This is a genomic window from Caballeronia sp. dw_19, from assembly GCF_018449515.1.
In the GTDB taxonomy this organism is placed as follows: Bacteria; Pseudomonadota; Gammaproteobacteria; order Burkholderiales; family Burkholderiaceae; genus Caballeronia.
The window spans coordinates 166,593-191,611 of record NZ_JAAVUQ010000014.1 but is presented as its reverse complement, the minus strand read 5'-3'; the positions used below and the strand labels follow the sequence as shown (position 1 = coordinate 191,611).

Here is a 25,019-nt window from a genome sequence, read left to right as displayed (position 1 = left end):
GGACAAAGAAATGACGTGCCGCCACGCACAGTGGCTAATAGTGATAAAGAGAAAATCCAACTCAGGCAGACCACTAACACCGAAAGCACCAACCCGGCATTGACTCCGACCACTAACCCCAGAACCGACCACCCCGGCATCACCCCGACCACTAACCCCAAAAGCACCAACCCGGCATAGACCCCGACCGACCGCTAACCCCAAACCCCAGAACCTGACCAACCAGCCCAACCCCCTCAAAAACCACCACCTCAAACCCCAGCGAAACCCCTCATTCACGAACGCTTCCGAGTACTCCCCGGCGCCGCCCAGCAATCAAGATCCGAAGTGGATCTTTCCACCTCCACCTGGCATCCCCAGTCCAACTCCTGATCCTGATCAAACCGTTTCCCCAGCTTCCACGCAATCTCCGCGCGGGCCAACTGCACGCCCATATAAAACGCATGCCCCCCATCGGACTCCAGCCCAAGCCCCGGATAAAGTGCGAACGGATCCCCCTCGACGGCATGACCATCGCGGTTATAAACGTGAATACCATCAGCCGCGACCTGAACCCGAAAATTCGGATCACGCACCGCCTCAGCAATCAACGCAATTTCCGCGGGATCGTAAGGAAAGGGCCGCTTGGCATGCAACGCCGACAAGTCGCTGCAAATCCCCTTCGGCAACACCTGCGCGTCGCGTGCCACATGCATGATCCGCCGCGCCACGTCAGCCTCCCTGACAGCGCGCCGCGCATGCAAACTGACCGATGTAGTCAGCACCGCGCTAACCCGCAATTCTGCAGCCATGCCCAGCAACACCGCATTGATCCCGCTCGTATCGGCTTCGGTCAACTCCGTTACATTGCCAATGCCCATCATGATGCCGATCTCCGGATAGCGAGACCGCAACCCGACATAACGCGCAATGGATCGAGCCAGCCCAAACGGAATCGGATCAAGAATGGGATCGGCAAGAAACGGTCGCTTCGCAGCCAGAAGCGCATCGATCGCTGCGTCGAGCGAGCCTGGATCGCCCGGATCCCGTGCCACCAGAATTGGCACGGAGGGCACCTCATCAGCAATCCATAAGGTATCCAGATTAAGACTCATCAGGTAATCCGCACCCGCGCGGCCGCCCCGCACAAGCTCCTCGGTGCGCATGGAATCCACGCTCACTCGATACCCGCGTGCCTTAAGCGCACGCACCGCGTCTTCCAGGTGTGGAAAGGGTGTTTCAGGCAGGCAGCCGATATCGATCACATTGGCGCCCTGAGCCGCATACACGCGAGCCCGCTCAACAATGCCGTCGATGTCGAGTCGCGGCGCATCGACGATCTCCGCGAAAATCTCCGTCTCGTACCGGGACAGGTCGAAGTGGCGCGCCTCACGCCCGAAGAACTGCGGCAAATCCTTGACCTCCTCCGGACCCCGTTCGACCGGCACGCCGAAATGCCCGCTCAACGCGTCGAGATCGCCCCGGCATCGCCCCGGCACGATCATCCGCGTGGCCGCTAGCGGCAAGGGTACGCGCCGGCGAATCATGTCGGCGGTCATCAGCGCCGCTACCTGAAGTCCGATCTCACGGATCTCCCAGGTGAACGGCGTCGGCGCCATGTCCCCAAGCACCTGTTGCAAACTGCGTTCGGCAAGCCTGCCAGTCAGGAAGACGATGTGGTCCATGCGAGTCCGAGCGTCGACAGCCGTTGATCGAGCGCTGCCTTCAGCTCATCGAGCGAGCGCGCCACCGTCGTGTATTCGATCAGCGCCAGTTGCTCCACATGCCGGAGCTCGACGCTGCGCGGCCGCACCTCGACCCACTCATGCGGGCTCTGGGTGATCACGCTCGGCGCTGTGTCACATGCGAAAACAATGCCCGGTATGCATTGCTTGCCCGCTTGCGCATACATGTTGGTGGGCAGCGTGTCGGAAATTCCCAGCGCACACTTGGCGACAGTGTTGCTCGTCGCGGGCGCGATCACGACCGTATGATATTTGCCTTCATAAAGCATGCCGACCGGTACGCCGCTGGCACTGTTGTCGCGCAACACCCGAAAATGCTCGCGCAACTTCGGCAGCGGCCATCCATAAAGCGGCAACACTTCCTCTCCTGCCGACGACAAAAACAAGTCCACGCCCGGCAGCCTGCAGGCAAGCTCGATGGATTCCTCAATCATGTGCCCCGAGCCAGTCACGCACCACGCAAAACCCGCATCGGGTTTGAACTGATCAAGCCTGCGCGCGGGTCCGGGCGCGGGCGAACCCGAACCCGAACCCAAACCCAAACCCAAACCTTGATCGGAAGCCGAAGGCACGCTCATGAGTTCGACGGTGCGGCGGACCCGTCATGCGATAACCGGATATGCAGGCGGTGCATCTTCCGGTACAGCGTGTTGCGGCTGATACCGAGCCCTTTCGCCACGCTACTGACGTTCCAGCGATGTTCATCGAGTAGCTCCAGCACGGTCTCGCGCTCCTTGACCTGGATCGCGTTGAGCTCGGAGGTATCGGTTTCGTCTGCGTCATGCGGGAACGGGCCGGTCACGGGCGTGCCGCTCATGCCGGTCGCCAGTCCCAGGCGCGCGGCCGGTGTTGCGCCCGCGTATTGCACGACCTCGGCCGGGAGATGCGAGCAGTCGATCTCTGGTCCATCGCACAACGCTATCGCCATTTGCAGCACGTGGCGCAACTGGCGGATGTTGCCGGGCCACGCATAGTTCAACAGCGCATGCCGCGCTTCGGCGCTAAGCGACGGCGGCTCGTCCGAGTCCGATTCGCTGGCAAGCAGATGGTGAATCAACGCGAGCGCGTCGGCCCGTTCGCGCAGCGGCGGCAAGTTGATCTCGATACCATTGAGCCGGTAATACAAGTCTTCGCGGAACGCGCCGCTCTGCACCAGCTCCAGCAGGTTGCGGTGGCTTGCACTGATCAACTGGAAATCCACCTTCACCGTCGTTTCCGCGCCGAGCGGGGTGACTTCGTGCTCCTCCAGTACACGCAGAAGGCGAGCTTGTAACGCCATCGGCATGTCGCCGATTTCATCGAGAAACAGCGTCCCTCCATTCGCCTGCACGATCTTGCCACGCCTTCCTTCACGCTGCGCGCCGGTGAAAGCGCCGGCCCGATACCCAAACAATTCGCTCTCGATCAGGTTCTCCGGCAACGACGCGCAGTTCACCGCCACAAAGCTGCCGCTGCTATTCGGGCTGATGCCATGGAGTGCGTTGGCAAAGACTTCCTTGCCGGTGCCGGTCTGACCGCGCAGGATGATCGGGATCTTGCGCTGGATCACCCGCACAGCGAGCTGGATCTGCGACGCCATGCGCGGATCGCCGAACTCCAGATGCGAGAGCTTCTCCAGCCGCCCGGCCTGGCCGGGTGTTTCCCTGACCGTTGGCACGGGCCGGGCGCGTGCGGCGGCGGACAACACCCGGCTCGTCGGGTCGTTCATGAAAATGCGGGTCGTGCCGGTCGCCGCATCGCGCGGCGTCTGGGCGATCAGGAAAAACCGGTTGTTTGCGTTGGCGCTATAGACGGTGACCGGGTGAAACGAGCCGCGGATACTGCGGGCGATCATGTCCTCGAGCGACACGTTGAACGCTTCCTCGATTCGTTTGCCGCACAACTGCGCATGCGAGCGGAAATCGAGCTGGAACAGCGCGCTGCGGCTGGCCGCGAGCACGACACCGTCATCGCTGACGGCGAGCTTCCCGGCATGCAGCGTGCCGACAAATTCCGGCCGGCTGTGAAAGTGGATCATGTTCGCGTGCCGGTATCGCGCGTCGATCAGGCGATTCTCGATCATCTGTCTCGACATGCCCACCAGCACCAGCGAGTGCTGCTGCAGCAGCTTGGAACGGCTGGTTACGTCGAGCACGCCGGCCACTTCGCCGCGATCGTTGAAGATGGGCGCCGCCGAGCAAGTCAGCGACGTATAGCGCGGATAGAAATGCTCATGTTGATAGACCGCTATGCATTCGCGCTCGGCGAGGCAGGTCCCCATGCCGTTGGTGCCGGCTTCACGCTCGCTCCATAACGCACCTACGCGCAGCCCGTCGGCGGCGATTGCTTCCCCGAACGGCACCGAGGCCACCTGATGCACGATCACACCGTCGGCATCGACGAGCACGACGGCGAGTTCAGGGTCCGCGAGCTGCTGGTAGAGCGTCGTCATCTCGAGCTTCGAGCACGCGATCAGGTCGCTGGCCGCTTCGCGCCGCGCGGTGAGCTCCGGCTGCGTCAGTACCGGCGGCATGACAAAACGCGCCGGATCGAGCCTGAACTCCTTCAGGCAACGCGTCCATGACTGAGCGACCGAGTCGCTTGTCGGGCGAGTCGGCAGTTGATTATTGACGATGTTCAGTACTTCCCGGACGTGCACGTTACTGTCTGCGAACGACGACATGGGACTTGTCTCCGGGGCGTCCGGTTCGTGCCTGCGAGAGTTCGCAGGCCACTGCGGCGCCGTATCTATGGTGTTCCCCCGCGCTGCGTTTTCTGTGCCCGCAGATGCGCGAAGCGGTACGTATTGACGTTTTATGAACAGATCCGCATTCGCGAAACTTTACCTCCGATGACGCCAGGGTTCAATAAGTAGTCGCGTCAGTGCATGCCGCTGCGCCCGATTTTTGCTTGTGGCTTGGTGCAATTGTGGCAACGGCGCGTGCGTCAGCGCCCGCCCGCAAGCCCCAAGCCAGGCGATACAGCACGCTCACAGGCTGTTTCGATTTCGCGGCACACACTGCCGCGGCTATTTATTTATTAACGGCACGTCCACTGCACTTTTCCGGCAATCGGTAACGGAGATTATTCATGGAGCTTTTCGATGCGCTTCGACCCACACGACCTTCGCCGGGCATGCTGCAGAGCGCGGAAATGGATGTGATTCCTCACTATCGCGCCGCCGATACCCCGCCGCAAGCCGCCGGCGACCTGCCCATGGACATGGTCTACATCAAGGGTTTCACCGGGGAAACGGTGATTGGCATTGATGTAAGTGAACTGCGGGACCCGCAACCGGTGCGGATCAATCTCACGATAGGCGTGCCGTCGATCCGCGCCTGTGCGACCGATCGTATCGAGGACACGGTAAATTATGCAGCTGTCCACGACGCGCTGCATAAATTGCTGGCTTCGCATGGCGTGCAGTTGCTCGAACGTCTTGCCGAGAAAATTGCTCAACTGGTGATTGCCGATTTCGGGGCGCATTGGGTTCGGGTGTCGCTTGCGAAGCCCGCAAAGTTTCCCGATGTGGAATCGGTCGGGGTTTTAATCGAACGCAGGCGTGAGCCGGTCAGTGCGCAAGCCGTGACCTGCGCTTTCCTTGGAAAAGGGCTTATCCCGAACTGATCGTCAGTACGCTTAATGGCCCCGAAAGAGGCCACGCGCCGCATGTGCAGACCGCTGCCGCACGCTTCACTGGGTCCTGGCGGCGGACTTTGTCACGCCACATGCGCGGAAAGCTTCGGTCTGGATCGTACGGAAGTTCTTCGTTTGGGCTTTGGCCCGATCTACGCGAAACTCGTTGCCGCCCTCGCCGCCGAGCGTCGAATATTTCGAGAACGTCATTTGCTCGACGTAGTCGTCGTAGGGAAGAATCGCCGCAATATGGTCGATCGCGCAAGAGCATTTGTACACGTTGGCGAAGTCGTGACCGTTGTCATCCATGCAGCCGAGCACGTATTCCACGCGCCCCTGAGTGGGGTAATCGTGGCCTTGCGCCGGATTGCCGGCGCCCGGGGCCACGGGATCGGTCGACGGGTCTGTCGCCCATGCAAGCGACGGAGCAAGCACGAGGCAGGCAATCAGCAGCCGCCTGCGACATCTGGAGGTCATGCCGGGTCCTCTCCAAAAGGGTAATTTCTCGGTTGAATGAAGGAGTGGGGCGGGCCGCATGTCACGAATGACTTTGGCGGCTCCTTCCAGACCTGCTCGTTTTTGACACAACGCCATAGAGCTGCGCCGCGCTTCAGGCCGCCGCAAATGGATGCGCGACGGAAGATTTCTTCGCAACCACATCGGCAGCGCTTGGTTCACCGGCAACCGCGCGCTGGATCGCTTCGCGGGTAGCCTTGTAGTTGTATTCCTGGATCTTCTTGTCGTCGTCGGCTTCCCAGTGAATGAATACGCCCACGCATATAAAAACGTCGTCGGCTTCGTCCTTCGGAATCGTACCGTCTTCAACGCTATCCGCGACTGCGAGCGCGACAGCATGCTGGGCAGGACCGAACATCTGCACGGCCTGCTTCGCACCCTTGATGGTTACCTTATTGAACATCACCGTATTCGGACGGGTGATGAGATTGGGCGCGACGACCGCCAGCAGCGACGTGAAGCCGTCCTTGTTATTGGTCAGGGCGTGGCAAAACGCGGTTTCGACAGCAGAACCGCGCGGTCCAATCAGCAAGTCGATATGAGCGACCTCGTTGCCGTCGCCGACTAGCGACTCGCCTACCATGACGCGGTTGATTTTGGCCATGCTGTTCCTCCAGTGATTGGATATTGAATGTGCCCGCTTGGCGGGCGGCACGCGAACGGCGCGGATCGACGACGCCCGGTGCTGGTTGAGAACCATGGCTGTTCCTATCATGTTCCGTGCCAATGGCAGGCTTGTCGCCGCAGTGTCGGCGCAGCCGCGTGCTCAGGTGCGCTCAGGTCTCGTCCAGGATGCCGTCGGCGACGCCGGCGACGAACAACGTGGCGACCGTGAGATCCGCGCTCGTGCCCGGGTTGATGCCTTGCGCCTTGAGTTCGGCGTCCCACTCGCCGAGGGCAAGCAGTTCGTTCGCGACTGTGCCGTGAGCCAGCGCGCGATGCATCGCGTCCTGACGCTTGCGTGCCTCCCGCGTGACACTCTGCGCCACGGGCAGGCCGTGCTTGCGCACAATGTGTGAATCGGGCCAGCCGCTCAGGAAGGCAAGGAACACGTCAAGCGTGAGCGCCGTGGCCGGTTGCGAATGTCCTGAACGTTGAGCGCGGCGCACGGTTTCAAGGCCCGTTTCAAACACGTCGCGAAATCCATTCGCATACTGGCGCGCGATGCTGTCGCGTCCGGCAGCCAGCGTCATCGCGGTGCGAAGATCGACGCTTGGCAAGTCATGGACCGATTGTTCGGGTGCGTCGCCCAGGCCGCCGGGATTGGCGAGCGCAATCGCGCGATAAGCGGCGCGGGTATCGTCGAGATCGAGCGTGGCCAGCACCCGTTGCGTTGCAGTGCGCCATGCGCCGGCAGAGAGGCCGGCGTCGGCGCGAGGGTCGTCCGCGTGGATCTCGAGCGCGGCGGCAAGTGGCGAGACCAGCAACACGATGCCGAGGTTGGTGTTGCAGCCGGCCGCCTCGCGCGTGCGGCTGACCGCGTCGAGAATGCGCATACCGACCCTCGCGCCGGGCGCGAACAGCGCATTCGCCGCGGCGTCCGCGCTCGCGATGAATTGGGCGGCCGTCATGCCGTGGCCCGGGTAGCCGACGCTGACGTTGCCGGGCTTCGCGGTTTCTACATCGAGCCGGCAAGCCCGTAAAAAGGCCGCTCTTGCCTTGGCGAGGGTGAAGGCGCTATCGCAAGACATTGCGGGTCTTGAGAGCCGCCGGCGCGTGCGCAGCGAGCCTGCGCTCAAGCAGATCGTCAGCGAGCGCGGCGGCTATGTCGAGATCCGTCACCGATTGCAAGCCTCGCCATGCCGCCACGCCGTTGACTTCGAGCACCAGCGGCCGTTTTTCATCGTCGCCGTTACCGGACGCGCGCGGAGAAGGAATCAGGTCGACGCCCGCATAGTCGAGGCCGAGCGCGCGGGTCGCTCGCTCGGCGGTATCGGCGAGGACGGGGTCGAGCGGCGCGCGCTCGCATGTCGCCCCTTGCGCGAAGTTATGAATCCAGCCTTTGCCCCCCACGCGCCGCATGGCCGCGACCGCCCTGCCGCCGATCACGAGAACGCGCCAGTCGAAGCCCGGCCGCGCGGTTTCCACATAGCGCTGCAGATAAGCGACTTGCCCGGATGCCCGCAATGACGGCAACGGCGCGAGCGTTCCGTCACGACGGTTGGTTCCCAGCCGTCTCAACCCCTTGCCCTGCGATCCAAACAGCGGCTTGAGCACGACCCGGCGGTTCGCGGCCGCCTCACGCATCAATACCCGCTGCGCGAAGGCTGCCGATTCACCTGCCCAGGTGGCGGGCGTCGGCACGCCATGCAGGTTGAGTAGAAAACTGGTCATCGATTTATCGACGCTGCGCTCGATCGAGCGCGCGTCGTTGTAGACCGGCACGCCGCATTCGCGCAGCGCGTGCAGGATGCCGAGCCGCAGCGTGACCTGCTCGAACGTTCCGCCCGCGATGCCGCGTACGAATACCGCATCGGGCAGGTCGTGCCCGAAGCCCGGGATCGCGAGACCGTGAGCCGCCCACGTGGTGTCGATCCGGCATTGCGCCAGATCCACGCAGCGCGCGTTTACGTCACGCGCGAGGAACGCTTTTTTCAGGCGTCCGGTGTGCCAGCCGGTTTCGTCGGTCATGATGGCGACCCGAAGTCCGATGCTCATGGCGGCTGCCCTGCGCCGGATTGCGGCGCTGACGTGCCGCTCCACTGGGTGTCGAGCAGCGCCATGTCGAGCTTGCCGCCGTGATAGGTCGTGCCGCTTTCGAGGCTGCTGACCCACACTTCGGCGGGCGCGAACAACGCGGGGTCGATCTGATAAAAGTCGTAGTTGAACGATGTGAAGATATCGGCGAAAGGACGCCCGTAATCACGCGCATTCGATGACGGTAATTCCGCGGCGAGCCGTTGTGCGACGGCGTCGCTTTTCACGCTCAGGTGCACACGGCCGCCGTAGAGAATGGCGTCGTTGGTGCGGCCCATCGCCTGGATCGCGTCCGGCGCGGGCGGCGGTAAAGGTGCCGAGCCGCTGCCCTCGATGATCTCGCCGAGGTCCACGCCGAGCACATGCGTCTTGTGCAGTGCAACCTCGACCACGCGTGCGACGACCTGCACCGTTCCCGCGACAGAGTGTGTCGGCGTGACAATGAGCGTGAGTTTGTCGGGCGCCAATGCGCAGTCGCGCAGGATCTTGTCGATCACGACTGGCGGCGGCAAGCGGTCCACTTCCAGCACGAGCGCGCCGCGATCGTGGCGGTCGCGATAGCCGAGTTCATCGAAGAGCGTTTCCTTGCCCGCCAACGCGCGCGCCGGGCCTGATCCGAGCGAGAAGAACTTTTTGCCGCCGGTTTGTTCTTTCGTCGCCGACAAGCTCCAACCCGCGTATTGGCTGCCAAGGCAGGCGAGCACGGGTGACGACGTATGGACCTCGATCATGCTCGGCCAGAGCGGATTGGCGTCGAGACTCGTGCGTACCGCAACCCGCCCGAGACCGCCCATGCACAGCCGCGCGATCAGCACGCCCGCTTCGATGCCGCCCATGGCGTCGATACCCGCATCGACGATCACCGTGCCGTCGGGCGTGCGCGAAACGGCCAGGCGCAGCCGCGCGGCATGGTCGACAAGGCGGCTGGCGAGCCGCTCGCTCAGCGCGTTGACGCTGAGCTCAGGCGGAGGAAGAGATGACGGCATCAGTGTGCTCATGACAGGTTTTGATCCGTTGTAAAACGAGCGCTTCGCGGCGCTTGAGTTCGTCGCGGACGGCGGAGGTGGAGGACTGCGTGACGACTAACGTGCAGACCGGCTCGCCCGCGCCGATTTGCGCGCCGGGATGCGGCACGTCATGGCACACAGGGTCGGCCAGGCAGGCATTGCTGAAGGGACCGGAGATAACCAGGTTGCGCGGCGCGAACACCACGCGCTGACCGGCTTTTGAGCGCGTTGCAGCGGGGAAGGGGGATGAGGGCGGAGGTAAGCGGCCATCTAGACACGCATCGAGATGACACGCGATCAAACCACGCGGCCATGCTTCGGGCGCGGCGGTCTCGTAGAGTGTCATCGTCGATGAAGGGCGCGCATTGATCTCGAGGACCCGGACAGTGTCGCCGTCCAGCAGGAAGTCGATGCTGTTCAGGCCTGCGAGGCCCGTGTTCGCCACGATCGCGCCGATTGCCGTCGTGACGAAGTCCATGACGGGCGGCGAGACCTCGGCGGGACCGATCGACCCGGTGTGCAGGAACGGCCGGTTCCCCGCGGCTTGGCTGAGCTGCTCTGCAAAGCCGATGACGGACGCTTTTCGCCGTGCGGCGACAAACAGCGCGGACATCGAACGTCCTGCGGCCAGGCGCTGGAAATAGCCGTTGGCCGCCGGCTTGTTCGACGTCGAATCCAGTGCTTCAATATGCATCCCGCCGCAGCCGTCGGCGCGTTTGAAGAGCCAGCCGGCGGGATCCGGGGGAGGTAGGTGGGAGACCTCCGGATGGGCGATGCCCAGGCGATCGAGCAGCGCAAAAAACCGGCACGGCTCGCGTACGGCCGCGGTTGCTTCGGCGCTGTTCCCTATCAGGCGCGGCAATCGCCGTGCGCTGCACAATTCCTGCATCAGCGGCTCGAGTCCGCTGCTTGTCACGAAGCCGAGCATGCGTGGCAGCCGCGCCGTACGCTCTAGCGCATCGAAGAGCCGTTGAGGGTCGATCGACAAACCCTCGCCGCCGATATCGAACCATAGCGGCGCATATCGCCGCGTGTCGCGGTCGCCGAAGATATCCAGCGCGGCCACGTTCAGCCCCGCGCGCCGCGCGGACTGCGCCAGCATGCGCGCCGACAACCCGACGGCGGCGATGGTCGATGCTTGCGCGCAACGGATGCCGGGCGTCATGAACGAACGATGCATCAGGCGATGCCGCCGACGATCGCGCGGGCTTCGTCGAAGGCTTCGGGAAAGCCGAGATAGACCGGCTTGCCGCCGGTGCGCATCCGAATGAACAGGCGATGCTCGACCTGGTATTTGACGTTGCCGATCGCAAGCGCGCCTATGGCGAGCGCGTCTTCGCGCACCGCGCCCGCGAGCGGCTTGCCATCGTCCATGACGTGCACGCCCGTGATGCCTTCGGGCGGTACGGCATTGACATCGGCCGCGATCAGCAAGTGTTTTGCGACCCTGACGTCGGCTGCGCTCATGACCTGAACACCTGCCACCGCGGTTGCCATCACGACCTCGGCGGCCGCGAGCGCGTGATGCAATTCGTCACGCGTGTGAACCGAGACGCCGGTGGTCGCGATGTCAAAGCGCTGGTTGACTTCGTCACTCACCTGGGTCGCGCGGGCGATGTCCGAATGGCTCGCTATCAGGACTTGCGCACCCAGCGACGCGGCCATGGCGGCGGCCACGCGACCCACCGCGCCGGTGCCCCCGAGAATCAGCACGCGCTTGCCGCCGAGTTCCGCGCCGTGGCCCGCTTTCAGGTGACGTTCGACGAGCGCGACGAGCGCGGCGGCGGTCGTGTACGAGCCGCTCGGATCGGCAAATACCGAGACTTCGAAGGGCGGGACCATCGCATGGCGCGCGGTGTCGAGCATGTCGGCGGCGAGCATGACGTCGCGTCCGCCGATGAACAGCCCCGTGCGCGACACGCCTTTGGGACCGCGGGAAAAAATCGCATCCTGGGTCAGCGTGACGACGTTCTCCGCACGGACATTGCAGTAGGGAACAATGACCTGGTAACCGGCATCGGCGGCCATGTTGACATCGAAGGGACTCATCTGCGGCGTGGCCGTCAACATGTGCAGGATGTAGGGCCTTTCTGTGGCTTCGGACATGGCGATGGACTCGTTTCCGGTTGATGGCGGTTCAATGGGCCTTTGGCCCCTGGGTCCGTGGATCGATACCCGCGGCGCTTAAGGGAGATCGCTTTTGCAGCGTTGCAGGCCACCGGCATGAATGGACGCGCCGCGATTGTTCCCCGCCGCCACCGAACACACGATGCCGGGGATGCCGCGCGCGGCGTCCGTCGCGGCGGCGAGCGCCCGCTCGGCATCCTGGGCGCTGTGCACGAACGCGAAACCGGTAGGTCCCCACGATGTCTGGCCGATGCCCGCGCGATGTTCCGTGGCGGCGGCAGCCGCGTCGAGTGCCGCCGCCACCGCGGGGCTCGAGAAAATACCGCCTTGAGCGGGCGCGAAATATTCGCCGATAGTCTGCTGCAATTCGCCGATACCTCTCGCGAACGCATCGAAATCATGTTCCGCGATGCCGGGCAGCACGAGCATGAGCACGAGGTGACACAGGTGTGCGGCAAGCTCTTCCGGGAATGGAGCGAGGGTCGCGAGCGCTTGCCGTTCCTCGTCGCCGTGAAGGCCCTCCTGACGGGTGTCGTCGACGAGCAGGATGCGCCAGGTGTCGGGAAACGGCAGGCGTGTCAGGATCGATGGCACGCGGCGAGGCGGGTGGGATCCATGGCCGGCGCCGGGGCCGCTGTCCACGATCAACCCGCCGTGATCAAAACCGAGCATGCCGATACCCGAGCGCGCGCCGCGTCCGAGCAGCCGCGCGAGATCGGCGGTGGGCACAGGCCGTCCCAGCAATCTGACGAACGCGGTGCCGACCGCCAGCGCGAGCTGCGTGCCCGAGCCGAGGCCCGCGTGCGCGCGAGGGGCGCGCCGGACGTCGATCAGGACCGGCCGTCCGCCGTAGGCGTCATGCAGCAAGCCCAGATAGTGCGTGATGCGCTCGCGCTGTGCGTCGGTGTGTGCGCCGAGCACCCGCGTCTCGTCGGCGTAGTGTGCGGTGATCCGCATACCGGGTGCGTCTATTGTCAATCCGACGCTGCCGAACGCGCGCCCGAGCGACCCGCTCGGGTCGAGAAAACCCAGGTGCAGACGAGCGGGGGCATCGACCGTCACGGTGGAAAGCGGCGCGGCGGTATCCGTCGAATGGTCCGATTCATGGTCCGATTCACGGTCCGATTGCTGATCCAGGCGAAGCTGCATCGCGAGTGTCCCTGGGTTCGATGTCGTGGTCAAAGCCGTGGCGGTGAAGCCGGGTGCGTGGCCTTCAAGGCAAGAGCCGTACCAACGGATTCACGGACCCGCTCAGGCCTTCGGTGCGTCGTACTTGATATAGCGGAAACGCTGGTCGTCGCGAGGGGTGCCCTCCAGCGGCCCCCCTTCCAGTCCCGGTTGCCACTGGATCACTTCCTCGATCTTGGTCGCGAGCGCGAAATCCTTGTCGGTGATGCCTTTGGCCGAATGCGTCTTCAGTTTAACGACCACGAACGCATACGACACCGTCAGGTCCGGGTGGTGCCACGCCGCTTCCGCGAGATGCCCGACGGTATTCACCACCATCAGCGTGCCCTTCCATCCCTCCGTCTTGTACTTGCGGCGCAGCCAGCCGTCCTCCATGTACCAGTGCTGGAGCGCGCCGGTGAGACGCTGCTGGATTTCATTGTCGGAGTAGACCCTCTCGGGCTGTGTGCTGGCCATGGCGATACCTCCCTACACTCGTTCATAGAGAACCTCAACCGAAGTTCAACTTGCAAAGCCGTGCAAACACCGCGCCAGCCCGTGTAACAGCCCGCGCGAAGACCCAGCCTCGCAAATGAACAACGCCCGCGCGCCGCGCGCGTTGCTGCAGCGCACCGCCTGCCTCCCGGGGAACACTGAGCTGCAGCGCCTTTCAGACAGGGAGACAGGGATGTGTATCGTGTATCGCGTGTATCGCGGATTTGACACAGTATGTGTCGTAATCCGAATGAAGCGTCTCACCCTCGCGCCATCGTGACGCTATCCGTCTCCTCAGGATTTTCTCTCCGCGCCGCCGCCGCCGCAACCCGTGCCGCGCCCCGTCAATCTTCGTCCATCTCCGCCGGCCTATTCGACGGCACATGTAATTCCGGCATGGAATATGCAATTCGTCTTCGCAAACAGCAAGCCCGGCATTGACCGGGCGGAGGTTCAACTCGCTGCCCGCACCGGTGAAGGCGCGCCCGGGGCATAGGTGGTCGGGTCATCCCTGAGTCGGACGGCAACACATTCTGGAGGAGACATGAAATTACGCACCCTGGTTCTCGGACTGGCGGTGGTTGCGGTAACGGCCCTCAGCTCTTTTGTTGCACAGGCCGATTCGCAGCTCGACGCCCTGATCAAGAACTCATCGAACTGGGCAGCACAAGCGGGTGATTATTCCAATCACCGCTATAGCCCGCTCAAGCAGATCAATGAAAGCAACGTGGCGAAGCTGCAGGTTGCCTGGACCATGTCGACCGGCGTGTTGCGCGGTCACGAGGGTTCGCCGCTTGTCATCGGCGACACGATGTATATCCACTCGCCATTTCCCAACAAGGTCATTGCGATCAACCTGAAGGACCAGACGTTCATCTGGCAATACGAACCGAAGCAGGACGCGCAGGTGGTGTCGGTGATGTGTTGCGACACGGTAAACCGCGGGCTTGCCTACGGTGACGGCAAGATCTTTCTTCAGCAAGCCGACACGAAGCTCGTTGCGCTGGACGCAAAGACCGGCGACGTGAAATGGACCGCACAGAACGGTAATGCCAAGGCGGGCGAGACCAACACCAACGCGCCGCATGTATTCGGCGACAAGGTGCTCACCGGCATTTCAGGCGGCGAGTTCGGCGTACGCGGGCGGCTCATTGCCTACGACATCAAGACCGGCAAGCCGGTCTGGACTGCCTACAGCACGGGTCCGGACAACGAGATGCTGATCGACCCCGACAAGACCATGACGTGGGCCGACGGCAAGATGGTGCCAGTTGGCGCGGACTCCTCGCTCAAGACCTGGAAGGGCGACCAGTGGAAGACCGGCGGCGGTACGACCTGGGGCTGGTATGCATGGGACCCGAAGCTGAATCTTGTCTACTACGGCACGGGAAACCCCGGCACCTGGAACCCGACGCAACGACCCGGCGACAACAAATGGTCGATGTCCATCTTCGCCCGCGACCTGAACACGGGACAGGCGAAATGGGTCTACCAGATGACGCCTCACGACGAATGGGACTATGACGGCGTGAACGAAATGATCCTTGCCGACCTGCCTATGAACGGCAAGAAAGTGCCGGCAATCGTCCACTTCGACCGTAACGGCTTCGGCTACACGCTCAATCGCGAAACAGGACAGTTGCTGGTTGCCGACAAGTTCGACCCGGCAGTCAACTGGGCTGACCGCGTGGACCTGAAGAGCGGTTTGCCGATTCGCAACGCGGCTTACTCGACTCAGGCGGCCGGTCCGGACCACAACGTGAAGGGCATCTGTCCGGCGGCGCTGGGCTCGAAGGACCAGCAACCGGCGGCCTACGATCCGAAGAGCAACCTGTTTCTCGTCCCGACCAATCACGTATGTATGGACTACGAACCGTTTGAAGTCGAATACGTTTCCGGCCAGCCTTACGTGGGGGCCACGTTGTCGATGTATCCGGGTCCGAACGAGAAGGGTGCGATGGGTAACTTCATTGCCTGGGACGCCAGCAAGGGCCGGATCGCGTGGTCCAAGCCGGAGAAGTTCTCGGTATGGTCGGGTGCATTGGCGACCGCGGGCGGCATTGCCTTCTATGGCACGCTCGAAGGCTACCTGAAGGCCGTGCGTATCTCGGATGGCAAGGAGCTTTGGAAGTTCAAGACACCGTCCGGAATCATTGGCAACGTGTTCACGTATGAGTATCAGGGCAAGCAGTTTGTCGGCGTCTATTCGGGCATTGGTGGATGGGCGGGTATCGGCATGGCGGCAGGCCTTGAGAAGTCCACGGAGGGTCTGGGCGCGGTCGGCGGTTATCGTGAACTCGCGAAGTACACGGCGCTTGGCGGCACGCTGTTCGTGTTTGCCATCCCGAGTTGACAGGGGCCGGAGCTTCAGCCTCTTCCAGCCGGTCGTCACGATTCATCAAGAGAGCTTGACGACACGCGCCGGCCGCCCCTGCATGACAGAGGCGGCCGGCCGGGTCCCGGGGATCCGGGACCCGGCACCAATCGTTCCAACTCTGCGCCAATGCGTGCAAGACGTATGGCGCAGCACGTTCACACCGAAGGAGACACGCGCAATGAAAGGCCGAATACTCTTGCCGCTGGCGATAGCCCTGGTGACGTTACCCGTTTCATACGCCCAGACCGATCCAGCGCAGATGAAGCCGGTTGCTTACCAGGTTGTCGACGGTAACAAGGTTGATAACAACACGTTGCAAGGTTGGCGGACCTGGCGGGCGCTTGACTGTGAACGTTGTCACGGCGCGCAGCAGCAGGGCATGGTGGGGCCGTCGCTGATCGATGCGTTCAAGACCCTCGATCCGACGGAGTTTCACCGGACCGTGTTCGGCGGACGTCTTGATAAGGGTATGCCCGACTTCAGTTCCAGCAACATGATGCAGAAGAATTGGCAGAACCTTTTTGCGTATCTGAAGGGGCGTTCCGACGGCAAGATCAAGCCGGGTGACTTGCAGGCGATCGATGCCAAATAATATCCACGCTGAACATCCACGCTGCCCGAGCGTCGCTGACGTTGGCGCCTGTACACGCTTTACCGGAGGGGACTGATGTCTGACGCTTACGTCGCTTGTGTCGCTTACTCAAGGCTTGGCGCGTTCGCGCGCACAGCGCTCGCAGCAGCTTGCATGGCGCTTGGGTTCAGTACCGCCCATGCCGACGGTCCTGCGCTGCCGCACAACGACGGAGCCGACGGCGTGCTGCGTGTATGCGCGGACCCCAACAACATGCCGCTCTCGAATGACAAGGCAGAGGGTTTCGAAAACAAGATCGCGGCTCAGATGGCGAGCGACTTCGGCTACAAGATCGAATACACGTACTTTCCGCAGCGCATGGGCTTCATCCGGCACACGCTGCGCGAGAAGATACCCGACACGGAAGACTACAAGTGCGACGTGGTGATCGGCGTGCCGAAGGGATACGACATGACGTCGACCACGCGTCCCTGGCTCCACTCCACCTACGCGATGGTCTTTCCGAACCGCCCCGAATTCTCATCGATCAAGACGCCGTCCGATCTCCTCAAGCTACCGCCCGACCAGTTGCATAAACTGCGTCTCGGGATCTTTTCCAATACGCCCGCTGTCGATTGGCTCCTTGGCAACAACCTGATCGAGCAAGCGGTGTCGTATAAGGTGCAAAGCGGCGACCCTGCGGAATTCCCGGGCGAGATGATCCAGCGCGACATGTCGGCGGGTAATGTGGATGTCGTTTTCTTGTGGGGACCCATTGCCGGTTATTTCGCGAAGCAAGCCGGCGACAAGGTCAGGTTGGTGGCCTTCCCTCCAACGCCGGGAGTACGTTTCGACTATGAAATATCGATGGGCGTGCGTTATGGCGAAGGCGCGTGGAAGACGAAGGTCGACCAGTGGATCGGGGCGAACCAGGGCAAGATCGACAAGATACTGACGAGTTATGAGGTCCCGTTGCTCGCTATCAGCGAGCCCCCGGCCGCACAGGCCAACGCGAAATGAGAGCGTGGACGCGCATGGCAAGACTGCGGGCAAGTTGGGTCGCCGCCGTGGCCAGTGTCTTGCTGGCAGCTTCCGGCCATGCGTTTGCGGCGGATGCTTCCAGCGCGGCAAGCCCGGCAAGTAGCGCCAGTCCCGAGATCGCGCCGGCCGAGCGGCTTCTTTTCCTGTCGACGCACCTGAAGGGTATTCAGCCGCAAACCGAACTGGACTACGCCGTCGAGCGCACCGGACCGCCGGCGAGGGAGAAGGATACGGTCAAGGTCCTGGTAGTCAGCGCCGACAACGCCAACGGCGACGCGCTGGTGAGCGACCATGGCGGCAAGGTCGAGGTGCCCGGTGAAGGCCTGCCGTGCAATCCCGTGATCTTGTATTTCCTCGAGCGTGACATTGCGGAGATGGAGCAGTTGACGGGAGGACAGCGCCGCTATTTCCAGCGCCGCGTACGCCTGGCGCTGGCGGCCAGCCCGCCGATCACGCCGGTGACCGGCGACGCGCAAGGCCAGAAGGTCCGGGCGAAGCAGATCGTGATCCAGCCCTATCTAGGGGATCCGAATAGCGCACGCTTTCCTCAGTACATCGGCAAACGCTATACCTTTGTCATGTCGGAAGCGGTACCGGGTCAGGTGCTGCTCATCCGCACGGAAGTACCGGGTTCGAACGATGATTTCGCGCATCCTGTACAGAGTGAAACGCTGAGTTATCAGGGCGCGTTGCGAGCCTTGTCCCCGCTGCCCGGCAAGAAGACACCGGACAAGGCCGTGAACGCGCCTCGTGCGAGCCGCTGACACGGTTCTTTCTTCGCGGATGGCTGCGGGTCGCCGACCACACAACCATTCACATTGGAGCCAGTCCATGTTGATCGATACCCAAAGCTACGCGCCCAGGCTAATGGACGCAATAGGCGAACTGGGCGCAAACGCGCCCGCGATGCTGGCCGGATTCGAAGCGCTCGACGGCGCGGCGGCAAAGGATGGCGTGCTCGATGCCAAGACTCGCGAACTGATCGCGCTGGCGGTGGCAGTCACTACGCGCTGCGATGGCTGCATCACGGTGCACAGTGCCGCCGCGGCGCGGGCGGGAGCCAGCAAGGAAGAGGTCGCGGCTGCCCTTTCGGTGGCCATCGCGTTGAATGCGGGTGCGGCAATAGTTTATTCGGCACGGGCATTCGACGCATTCGGGCAGCAGCAGGAGACGGCTAAGTGATCCTGCGCACATGGGTGCCAGACAGGTTTACTCGCTTGGCTTCAGAAGTTTGATGAAGCTCGATAGTCAAGCGAGCCGCATAAGGCTGGTTTGCAGGATGGCCGTCTACAGTGAACTTTATTCGCTCGCTGACCTTGCGACAGTTGCAGATATTCGTGATCGCTTGCCGGTATCCGAGCTTTGCGCGTGCCGCGGAGGAATTGCACCTGACGCAGCCGGCGATCTCCATGCAGATCCGGCAACTGGAGGAAGCTGTCGGGCTGCCGCTGTTCGAGCGCGTTGCCCGCAAGCTCACATTGACCGAAGCCGGCGAACGATTGTCGCACCATGCGAGCCGGATTCTCGGAGAAATCAAGGACGCCGAGGACGCCATGTCTTCGCTGTCGATGGCCGACAGTGGTTCGATCTCAGTGAGTATCGTAAGTTCTGCGACCTATTTCGCACCGAAACTACTTGCTGCCTATTCGCGGCAGTATCCGCGCGTGGACGTGCGCTTTTCGGTGGGAAATCGCGAGGTCCTGCTGCGCCAGCTACAGGATAATGCCACCGACCTCGCCATCATGGGCCGCCCGCCGCCCGAGCTCGGCACGACGGCGGAGCCATTGGCTTATCATCCCCACGTATTGATCGGGCCTGTCGATCATCCGCTGCGGGACGCGCGCCGGTTCGACCTGCAGGAGCTGGCGGGCGATACGTTCCTGCTGCGCGAACCGGGGTCGGGAACGCGGGCGGTGTCCGAGCAAATGTTCAAGCAACACTTGTTCACGCCGGCGCGCAGCGTGACGCTGGGCAGCAACGAATCGATCAAGCAGGCTGTGATGGCCGGCATGGGCGTGAGCCTGATCTCGTTGCATACGCTCGCGCTCGAGTTGCGTTCGCAGGAGCTTGCGTTGCTCGACGTCAATGGCACGCCAGTCGACCGCACGTGGCAAATCGTTCACCTTCGTTCGAAGCGGTTGTCGCCGACTTGCATCGCGTTCCGGCGCTTCCTGCTCGAACATGCCGCGCCGTTTCTCGAGCGCGAATACGCAGGATTCGCGTTGCGGGCGGGAGAGACGGCGGTCGGGGCGCGGCCGGAAAAATAATCTTGGGCCGCGCGTCAAAACGCGGTGGCTGACATGAAGCCCTCACTTGCCGGAATACGCTCTGTGGCCCGTACCGGCGCAGATAGATGCACAGAACAGCAGATCGGATGAAGGCCGTGAAGTGCGTGCGGTGAAGCGCGTGCTGTCAGCCGCGCCTGTGCAACATGTCGATTGCTTCATCCTTCAGCTTCAGGATATGCGCGCATGCGTATGTCGAGAACGTTTCGATCAGTGCGAACGGGCGCGCCGTCTTCGAGCGAATCAACCAGATGTCGAATTCCATCTTCGGCTCAAATGCGCATACCGCGAACTTGCCGCCGGCATTGTTGTACACGCTGATCGGGTCGACCACCGCCACGCCCACGCCGTTGGCGACGAAGGCGCAGGCGGTCTCTGACTGTCCGACCTCGATCTGGATACGGCGCTCCACGTCCGCCTCCTCGAAAATCTTGTCGATCAGGAAACGCGAATGGTCCTGCGGTCCGAGGGCGACGAATGCTTCGCCATCCAGATCTTTTGCGCGAATCAGCCGCCGCTTGGCAAGGCGGTGACCGGTCGGCAGAATGCACACGCCGCGCATGGTGCAGAGGTAGGTGCTTTCCACTTCCGGCCGGTCCCCTGGCAGCACGCTGAATCCCAAATCGACTTGTTGTGTTGCCACGGCGTCGACAAGCGAGCGGGAGCGCATGCTCTCGATGCTGAATTTCACGTCCGGCCGCTCCGCGCAAAAACGCGTGACCACGTCCGGCAGCACGCGCCGCGTCAGTACCGGAAACGAGGCGACACTCAGCGCGCCCCAGGTTTGATCGCGCAAGGCCTTGGCGATATTCGCGACGCGTCCCACTCCAATGAACATGCGCTGCACTTCAGCAAACAGCACGTCCGCTTCGCGCGTGGGCCGCATCTTCGTGCCGGCCCGGGTGAACAAGGAAAATCCGCAACTTCGCTCGAGCTGCGCGATCAGTTGACTGATTGCCGGCTGCGAAACGCTCAGCATGCCGGCAGCCGCGGTGAGGCTTCCAGCGGTCATCACGGCCTGAAACGACTCCAGTTGACGGACATTCACGGCGCCTTCTCCGGATAAGGTCAGCTTATAAGAAGTGAATTTTGTCCTATTTGACGCTGATAGTCACGCGATGAAAAATAGCAGCACGCTACATGCCGCCTGCCGCATGGGACGCCGAATACACCTCATCTGTCCGGGAGAAGTTAATGTCGAAGCCGTCGTGGTGGGTCCGTCTCGTGATGTTCGCGGTCATGTGCAGTTGCCTGGCGGGGGCGGCGCACGCCGACCAACTGGCGACGGTCAAGGCGCGCGGCAAGCTGATCGTCGGCATCCGTAACGATTACGTCCCGTTCGGCTATCTCGACAACAAGGGTCAGGAGATCGGCTTCGAGGTGGACCTCGCCAAATACGTCGCGAAGGATCTGTTCGGCTCGGACACCGCGATCGAATTCGTGCCGGTGGTGGCATCGAACCGGATCGAACTGCTGAACGCGGGGCGCATCGACGTGATCTTCGCGACGCTCGGGAAAAACCCCGACCGCGCGAAGGTGATCGACTTCACCGACCCGTACTACATGATGGCGGGCATGGTGCTGCTTGCGCCGAAGAACACCACCATCGCGAAGTGGGATGACCTGAAGGGCCGCAAGGTGTGCGGCAGTCAGGGCAACATGTACAACCGCGCGCTGCAGGAAAAGCTCGGTGCGGACACCGTGCTCTTCACGGGCACGGCGCAAATGTACAAGGCCTTCGAGGATGACCGCTGCGAGGCGATCGCTTACGACGGCCCGAACCTGACGCTGAAAGTGTCCGAACCGGGCTGGAAAGACAAGGACAAGATCGCGCTGGACGCTTACGACTTTGTGCCCATCGTCGGTGGTGTACGCAAGAATGAACCGGCCTTCCTCGCGGCGCTCAATGGCGCCATCAAGAAAGCGGAGGCCGCCGGTGTCCTCGTCAACGCCGAGAAGAGCTACAACATGGGCACGAGTAAATTCGTGGTCGAACAGCAGACGCAGGCATCGGCCAAATAAGCCGGTGAGCCCGATCAGAAGGCGTGCGACGGTAAATCCATGACGCTCGATTTAAGCTGGCTCGCAGATCCGCTCTACCAGACGTGGTTGTTGCGCGGCATCGGCACGACGGTGGCCATGTGCGTGTGCGCGATCGCGTTGATGTATGTCATTGGCATTGTGGGCGCGGCGATGATCTTCTTCCGCGTGCCGGTGCTGGAAACGCTAACGACGGTCGTCGTGGAGCTGTTGCGAAACACGCCGCCGCTCGTGCAGCTCTTCGTACTGTACTTCACGCTCTCCGAACTGGGACTCTCGGTGCACAACCTCGCGACCGGACAACAGATCCCGGTGTTCAGCGGCTTCACGTGCATGGTGCTGTCGCTTGCGCTCTATAACGGCGGCATTGCGGTCGAGATCGTGCGTTCGGGTCTGCACTCGGTGCCGCACGCGACCGTGGAAGCCGCACGCAGTCTCGGCTACACGCGCCTGCGGACCTTCTGGCATATCCAGTTGCCAATGGCGATGCGCCTGTCCACCGTCCCGATGACGAATAATATCGTCAGTCTCATCAAGACCTCATCGCAGGCGGCGTTCGTCGCGGTGGCCGACGTGATGTACTACGCAACACAGATCTCGCTCGAGAACTTCCGCAATCTCGAAGTGATGCTGACGGTATGGGTCATCTATCTGCTTCTGGCGTCGTTTGCGTCGATTGTGGCGGGGCGCATCGGCAACGCGCTGCGCATTCCGGGGTACGGAATATGAACACGATGAAGCCCGAGACCCGCGCGTTCGTCTACGGCATGGTCGGCGTGCCGTTATTGCTGCTGGCTGCGCTCGTCGCCTCGTACGGCCGGACGACAGGCGAAGCATTCGGCTTGCTGGCCGCGCGCAGCGGCATGCTGCTCACCGGCGCGCCCGGCTTTCATGGCTTCGGCGGCGGCTTCAGCGCCAACGTCCTGATGAGCGTGGCGGCGATCATGGTGTCTCTCATGACGGGGGTGCTTCTGTGCGCGGGCACGATCGCCAATGCGCGGTTCATGCGGGCGCTGTCGGTCGGCGTCGTCAATCTGCTACGCAATACGCCGTGGCTGATCGCACTCTACGCGATGCTGTATCTGCTGCCGTTCTACATACCGGTGTTCGGCATCGTCATTCCATTCTCGCCGTTCGTGAAAGCAGTGGTTGGCCTCTCCTTGCCAGTCACGGCGAACGTGGCCGAAGTGCTGAGGGGCGGTATCGACGCCATTCCGAGCGGGCAATGGGAGTCGGCGCGCGCCCTGGGTTACCGCAAGAACCAGATCCTGCGGTACGTGGTGGTGCCGCAGGCGATTCCGCTGATCCTGCCGAACATGATGACGGTGTTCGCGATGCTTTTCATCGGCAGCAGTCTCGCGGTCGTCACGGGTACGTCGGACGTGCTCTCGGTGGCCAATACCATCACGGCGAGCGACGGTTCGCGCTATGCCACGGCGGTACAACTGTATGTACTGCTACTGTTCTTCCTGTTCGCCTTTCCGATTGCGACACTGAGCCGCCGCCTCGAACGCCAGATGCGAGAAAAGTCATGAACGTGATCCAGCAGAAGGCCCCGTTGATCGAACTCGTGGATGTGCACAAGTCGTTCGGCGGCACCGAGGTGCTCAAAGGGGTTTCGATGTCGATCCGCCAGGGCGAGACCGCTTGCATCATCGGCCCGTCGGGTTCCGGAAAATCGACGCTGCTACGCTGCCTGAACGGCCTGATACCGGTCGATCGCGGCACCATTCGCGTCGGCTCATTCGCCGTCGAGCAGCTACGCCGCGAGCGCGACCTCGTTCCCTTGCGCCACCAGGTGTCGATGGTGTTCCAGCAATACAACCTGTTCCCGCATCGCACGGTACTGGAAAACATCGTGATGGCGCCGGTTCAGGTGTTGCGCGAGTCACGCGAGGAGGTCACGAAGCGCGCTCTCGAACTATTGGCGCGGGTGCATCTGACGGGCAAGGAAAGCGCCTATCCCGCGCAGCTTTCCGGCGGCCAGCAGCAGCGCGTCGCGATCGCGCGGGCGCTCGCGATGCAACCGGCCATCATTCTCTTCGACGAGGTGACCGCCGCGCTCGATCCGGAAATGGTCAGCGAAGTGCTGGCGGTGATCCGCGATCTGAGCCGCGATGGCATGACCTGCGTGCTCGTTACGCACGAGATGCGCTTCGCCGAAGAAGTCGCGGACGTGGTGTTCTTTACCGACCGCGGCACGATCGTGGAGTCGGGGCCGCCAGCCGATATCTTTCATGCGCCAGGCGATCTGCGTCTCAGGAGCTTTCTCGGGAAAGTCCTGTCGCGCACCGCGGCGTAATTCAACCGGAGGACATGTGTCGCCACTCAAGGTACTGGTACCCGACGCGCATCTGCGCGATCTCGACGTCGAACGAAGCGTGACGGGCGCGCTCATCGATTATCAGGTGTACGACGAAACCGATCCGGCCAGCATCCCGGACAACGCCTGGGCATCATGCGACGCGATTCTCGTGTGGCACCGCATGAAGATCACACGCGATCTGGTCGGCCGGCTCGCGCGCTGCCGGATGATCGTGCGGGTGGGCGTGGGTTTTGACAACGTCGATGTCGAGGCTTGCCGCGAGCGCGGCATCCCGGTGTCGAACGTCCCGAACTACGGCACGACGGAAGTGGCCGATCACGCGATCGCCATGATGCTGTTCCTCGCACGCGGCCTCGGCACCTACGAGGCGCGCCTGAAGGCCGATCTCGAGCGTGGCTTCCTGGCGGAGAACGTGCCGGTGGTGCGGCGTCTGCGGGGCAGTACGTTCGGTGCAATCGGCATGGGCCGCATCGGCACCGCGATCGCCCGCCGGGTCGCGTCGCACGACATGCACGTGGTCTATTTCGATCCCCACGTGCCGGAAGGGCATGAGCTCGGGCTTGGCTACGAACGCGTCAAGTCGCTGGACACGCTGCTCGCGCGCGCCGACGTCTTGAGCCTGCACGTCCCGCTGAGCGACGAGACGCGCAACATGATCGGCGATGCGCAACTGCAGGCGATGAAGCCCGGCGGCATCCTCATCAACATCGCGCGCGGCAAGCTGGTGGATGTCGACGCGGTGTATCGCGCGCTGCGCGCGGGACACCTCGCGGCAGCGGGCCTCGACGTCCTGCCGCAAGAACCGCCGGTGCCGGCGCCACCGCTGCTCGACGCCTGGCGCGCGAATGAACCGTGGATCGCGGGCCGGCTGGTGATCACGCCGCATGCCGCGTTCTATTCGGAAGCCGGCTACCTCGACATGCGCACGTTTTCCGCCGAGATGCTCGTCGACTATCTGGTACACGGCCGACTGCGCAACAACGTCAATCCGGGCTGGCAAGACGCCGCGTCCTCAACCCCTCGATAAAGCG

Annotated in this window: 26 protein-coding genes; 13 read left to right on the top strand and 13 right to left on the bottom strand. The window is 62.7% G+C overall.

The genetic code is table 11. The features are described 5' to 3' along the window. Positions 1–180 (top strand): hypothetical protein (locus HB376_RS20265; RefSeq protein ID WP_213765452.1); only part of this gene is annotated, 180 nt, incomplete at its 5' end. A 95-nt stretch (positions 181–275) separates the two neighbouring features. On the opposite strand, the gene HB376_RS20260 is transcribed toward HB376_RS20265, so the two are convergent. The 3 genes from HB376_RS20260 to HB376_RS20250 are packed head-to-tail and all read right to left on the bottom strand — an operon-like array spanning position 276 to position 4,386. Then, a complete protein-coding gene (locus HB376_RS20260) occupies positions 276–1,664 on the bottom strand; it encodes a DUF6513 domain-containing protein (RefSeq protein ID WP_213765451.1) in 1,389 nt (462 codons plus the stop codon). Continuing rightward, positions 1,643–2,302, bottom strand: a complete 660-nt coding sequence (locus HB376_RS20255; RefSeq protein WP_213765450.1) for a flavoprotein — start codon at positions 2,300–2,302, stop codon at positions 1,643–1,645. The genes HB376_RS20260 and HB376_RS20255 overlap by 22 nt, the downstream gene beginning before the upstream one ends. Continuing rightward, positions 2,299–4,386, bottom strand: coding sequence for a sigma-54-dependent Fis family transcriptional regulator (locus tag HB376_RS20250; protein WP_213765449.1), 2,088 nt, complete (start codon positions 4,384–4,386; stop codon positions 2,299–2,301). The genes HB376_RS20255 and HB376_RS20250 overlap by 4 nt, the downstream gene beginning before the upstream one ends. 470 nt (positions 4,387–4,856) lie before the next feature. Between HB376_RS20250 and HB376_RS20245 the strand changes: the two genes are divergently transcribed. Further along, the gene (locus HB376_RS20245; RefSeq protein ID WP_255631460.1) at positions 4,857–5,330 is read left to right on the top strand and encodes a dihydroneopterin aldolase; all 474 of its coding nucleotides are present in this window, start codon (positions 4,857–4,859) and stop codon (positions 5,328–5,330) included. A gap of 66 nt (positions 5,331–5,396) precedes the next feature. Here HB376_RS20245 and HB376_RS20240 read toward each other — a convergent pair whose 3' ends face one another. From HB376_RS20240 to HB376_RS20200, 9 genes are all read right to left on the bottom strand, one after another. Beyond that, positions 5,397–5,816, bottom strand: a complete 420-nt coding sequence (locus tag HB376_RS20240; protein ID WP_213765448.1) for a hypothetical protein — start codon at positions 5,814–5,816, stop codon at positions 5,397–5,399. 133 nt (positions 5,817–5,949) lie between these two features. After that, positions 5,950–6,459: a formaldehyde-activating enzyme gene (gene fae, locus HB376_RS20235; protein WP_213765447.1), complete on the bottom strand. Its 510-nt coding sequence runs from the start codon at positions 6,457–6,459 to the stop codon at positions 5,950–5,952. Between the two features lie 172 nt (positions 6,460–6,631). Next, a complete protein-coding gene (locus HB376_RS20230) occupies positions 6,632–7,546 on the bottom strand; it encodes a triphosphoribosyl-dephospho-CoA synthase (RefSeq protein WP_213765446.1) in 915 nt (304 codons plus the stop codon). Further along, entirely contained in the window at positions 7,533–8,513 is a 981-nt protein-coding gene (locus HB376_RS20225) for a RimK family alpha-L-glutamate ligase (protein ID WP_213765445.1), read from the bottom strand. The genes HB376_RS20230 and HB376_RS20225 overlap by 14 nt, the downstream gene beginning before the upstream one ends. After that, complete coding sequence (mch, locus tag HB376_RS20220; RefSeq protein WP_255631451.1) at positions 8,510–9,538, bottom strand: methenyltetrahydromethanopterin cyclohydrolase; 1,029 nt, start codon at positions 9,536–9,538, stop codon at positions 8,510–8,512. Before mch ends, HB376_RS20225 begins: the two co-directional genes overlap by 4 nt. Beyond that, positions 9,513–10,739 (bottom strand): ATP-grasp domain-containing protein, encoded by a 1,227-nt coding sequence (locus HB376_RS20215; protein WP_255631450.1) that lies wholly within the window; start codon positions 10,737–10,739, stop codon positions 9,513–9,515. The genes mch and HB376_RS20215 overlap by 26 nt, the downstream gene beginning before the upstream one ends. Continuing rightward, positions 10,739–11,665 (bottom strand): NAD(P)-dependent methylenetetrahydromethanopterin dehydrogenase, encoded by a 927-nt coding sequence (locus HB376_RS20210; protein ID WP_213765443.1) that lies wholly within the window; start codon positions 11,663–11,665, stop codon positions 10,739–10,741. The genes HB376_RS20215 and HB376_RS20210 overlap by 1 nt, the downstream gene beginning before the upstream one ends. Positions 11,666–11,743: 78 nt before the next feature. Then, on the bottom strand, positions 11,744–12,835 hold the full coding sequence (locus HB376_RS20205) for a beta-ribofuranosylaminobenzene 5'-phosphate synthase family protein (protein ID WP_213765442.1): 1,092 nt from the start codon (positions 12,833–12,835) through the stop codon (positions 11,744–11,746). 102 nt (positions 12,836–12,937) lie between these two features. Next, positions 12,938–13,330 carry a 4a-hydroxytetrahydrobiopterin dehydratase gene (locus HB376_RS20200; RefSeq protein ID WP_213765441.1) on the bottom strand — a complete coding sequence of 131 codons (393 nt, stop codon included), beginning with the start codon at positions 13,328–13,330 and terminating at the stop codon, positions 12,938–12,940. A 562-nt stretch (positions 13,331–13,892) separates the two neighbouring features. Between HB376_RS20200 and HB376_RS20195 the strand changes: the two genes are divergently transcribed. The 6 genes from HB376_RS20195 to HB376_RS20170 all read left to right on the top strand — a co-directional run bounded on the left by HB376_RS20195 (position 13,893) and on the right by HB376_RS20170 (position 19,604). After that, on the top strand, positions 13,893–15,701 hold the full coding sequence (locus HB376_RS20195) for a methanol/ethanol family PQQ-dependent dehydrogenase (RefSeq protein ID WP_213765440.1): 1,809 nt from the start codon (positions 13,893–13,895) through the stop codon (positions 15,699–15,701). A 202-nt stretch (positions 15,702–15,903) separates the two neighbouring features. Beyond that, positions 15,904–16,317 carry a c-type cytochrome gene (locus HB376_RS20190; RefSeq protein ID WP_213765439.1) on the top strand — a complete coding sequence of 138 codons (414 nt, stop codon included), beginning with the start codon at positions 15,904–15,906 and terminating at the stop codon, positions 16,315–16,317. Between the two features lie 153 nt (positions 16,318–16,470). Continuing rightward, complete coding sequence (locus HB376_RS20185) at positions 16,471–17,316, top strand: substrate-binding domain-containing protein (protein ID WP_213765462.1); 846 nt, start codon at positions 16,471–16,473, stop codon at positions 17,314–17,316. Positions 17,317–17,330: 14 nt separating this feature from the next. Further along, entirely contained in the window at positions 17,331–18,101 is a 771-nt protein-coding gene (locus HB376_RS20180) for a hypothetical protein (protein WP_213765438.1), read from the top strand. 67 nt (positions 18,102–18,168) lie between these two features. Further along, entirely contained in the window at positions 18,169–18,519 is a 351-nt protein-coding gene (locus HB376_RS20175) for a carboxymuconolactone decarboxylase family protein (protein WP_213765437.1), read from the top strand. Between the two features lie 110 nt (positions 18,520–18,629). Next, complete coding sequence (locus HB376_RS20170) at positions 18,630–19,604, top strand: LysR substrate-binding domain-containing protein (protein ID WP_213765436.1); 975 nt, start codon at positions 18,630–18,632, stop codon at positions 19,602–19,604. Positions 19,605–19,749: 145 nt separating this feature from the next. On the opposite strand, the gene HB376_RS20165 is transcribed toward HB376_RS20170, so the two are convergent. Further along, complete coding sequence (locus HB376_RS20165) at positions 19,750–20,670, bottom strand: LysR substrate-binding domain-containing protein (RefSeq protein ID WP_213765435.1); 921 nt, start codon at positions 20,668–20,670, stop codon at positions 19,750–19,752. 146 nt (positions 20,671–20,816) lie between these two features. Here HB376_RS20165 and HB376_RS20160 point away from each other — a divergent pair, with 146 nt between their 5' ends. From HB376_RS20160 to HB376_RS20140, 5 genes are read left to right on the top strand one after another with little or no spacing between them, the layout of a single operon-like run. Further along, positions 20,817–21,644 carry a transporter substrate-binding domain-containing protein gene (locus tag HB376_RS20160; RefSeq protein ID WP_213765434.1) on the top strand — a complete coding sequence of 276 codons (828 nt, stop codon included), beginning with the start codon at positions 20,817–20,819 and terminating at the stop codon, positions 21,642–21,644. A gap of 39 nt (positions 21,645–21,683) precedes the next feature. Next, positions 21,684–22,391 (top strand): amino acid ABC transporter permease, encoded by a 708-nt coding sequence (locus HB376_RS20155; RefSeq protein ID WP_213765433.1) that lies wholly within the window; start codon positions 21,684–21,686, stop codon positions 22,389–22,391. Beyond that, complete coding sequence (locus HB376_RS20150; protein ID WP_213765432.1) at positions 22,388–23,197, top strand: ABC transporter permease subunit; 810 nt, start codon at positions 22,388–22,390, stop codon at positions 23,195–23,197. The genes HB376_RS20155 and HB376_RS20150 overlap by 4 nt, the downstream gene beginning before the upstream one ends. Continuing rightward, positions 23,194–23,964 carry an amino acid ABC transporter ATP-binding protein gene (locus HB376_RS20145; RefSeq protein WP_276572814.1) on the top strand — a complete coding sequence of 257 codons (771 nt, stop codon included), beginning with the start codon at positions 23,194–23,196 and terminating at the stop codon, positions 23,962–23,964. The genes HB376_RS20150 and HB376_RS20145 overlap by 4 nt, the downstream gene beginning before the upstream one ends. A 16-nt stretch (positions 23,965–23,980) precedes the next feature. Beyond that, positions 23,981–25,015: a C-terminal binding protein gene (locus tag HB376_RS20140; protein ID WP_346730533.1), complete on the top strand. Its 1,035-nt coding sequence runs from the start codon at positions 23,981–23,983 to the stop codon at positions 25,013–25,015. Positions 25,016–25,019: the final 4 nt, after the last annotated feature.

Coding starts and splice junctions, on each gene's coding strand:
- HB376_RS20205 (WP_213765442.1), bottom strand. CDS start 12,835: ATGCAGCTTCGCCTGGATCAGCAATCGGACCGTGAATCGGACCATGAA.
- HB376_RS20250 (WP_213765449.1), bottom strand. CDS start 4,386: ATGTCGTCGTTCGCAGACAGTAACGTGCACGTCCGGGAAGTACTGAAC.
- mch (WP_255631451.1), bottom strand. CDS start 9,538: ATGCCGTCATCTCTTCCTCCGCCTGAGCTCAGCGTCAACGCGCTGAGC.
- HB376_RS20230 (WP_213765446.1), bottom strand. CDS start 7,546: ATGTCTTGCGATAGCGCCTTCACCCTCGCCAAGGCAAGAGCGGCCTTT.
- HB376_RS20175 (WP_213765437.1), top strand. CDS start 18,169: ATGTTGATCGATACCCAAAGCTACGCGCCCAGGCTAATGGACGCAATA.
- HB376_RS20185 (WP_213765462.1), top strand. CDS start 16,471: ATGGCGCTTGGGTTCAGTACCGCCCATGCCGACGGTCCTGCGCTGCCG.
- HB376_RS20150 (WP_213765432.1), top strand. CDS start 22,388: ATGAACACGATGAAGCCCGAGACCCGCGCGTTCGTCTACGGCATGGTC.
- fae (WP_213765447.1), bottom strand. CDS start 6,459: ATGGCCAAAATCAACCGCGTCATGGTAGGCGAGTCGCTAGTCGGCGAC.
- HB376_RS20210 (WP_213765443.1), bottom strand. CDS start 11,665: ATGTCCGAAGCCACAGAAAGGCCCTACATCCTGCACATGTTGACGGCC.
- HB376_RS20245 (WP_255631460.1), top strand. CDS start 4,857: ATGGATGTGATTCCTCACTATCGCGCCGCCGATACCCCGCCGCAAGCC.
- HB376_RS20215 (WP_255631450.1), bottom strand. CDS start 10,739: ATGCATCGTTCGTTCATGACGCCCGGCATCCGTTGCGCGCAAGCATCG.
- HB376_RS20155 (WP_213765433.1), top strand. CDS start 21,684: ATGACGCTCGATTTAAGCTGGCTCGCAGATCCGCTCTACCAGACGTGG.
- HB376_RS20255 (WP_213765450.1), bottom strand. CDS start 2,302: ATGAGCGTGCCTTCGGCTTCCGATCAAGGTTTGGGTTTGGGTTTGGGT.
- HB376_RS20190 (WP_213765439.1), top strand. CDS start 15,904: ATGAAAGGCCGAATACTCTTGCCGCTGGCGATAGCCCTGGTGACGTTA.
- HB376_RS20240 (WP_213765448.1), bottom strand. CDS start 5,816: ATGACCTCCAGATGTCGCAGGCGGCTGCTGATTGCCTGCCTCGTGCTT.
- HB376_RS20160 (WP_213765434.1), top strand. CDS start 20,817: ATGTCGAAGCCGTCGTGGTGGGTCCGTCTCGTGATGTTCGCGGTCATG.
- HB376_RS20225 (WP_213765445.1), bottom strand. CDS start 8,513: ATGAGCATCGGACTTCGGGTCGCCATCATGACCGACGAAACCGGCTGG.
- HB376_RS20195 (WP_213765440.1), top strand. CDS start 13,893: ATGAAATTACGCACCCTGGTTCTCGGACTGGCGGTGGTTGCGGTAACG.
- HB376_RS20200 (WP_213765441.1), bottom strand. CDS start 13,330: ATGGCCAGCACACAGCCCGAGAGGGTCTACTCCGACAATGAAATCCAG.
- HB376_RS20145 (WP_276572814.1), top strand. CDS start 23,194: ATGAACGTGATCCAGCAGAAGGCCCCGTTGATCGAACTCGTGGATGTG.
- HB376_RS20180 (WP_213765438.1), top strand. CDS start 17,331: ATGGCAAGACTGCGGGCAAGTTGGGTCGCCGCCGTGGCCAGTGTCTTG.
- HB376_RS20260 (WP_213765451.1), bottom strand. CDS start 1,664: ATGGACCACATCGTCTTCCTGACTGGCAGGCTTGCCGAACGCAGTTTG.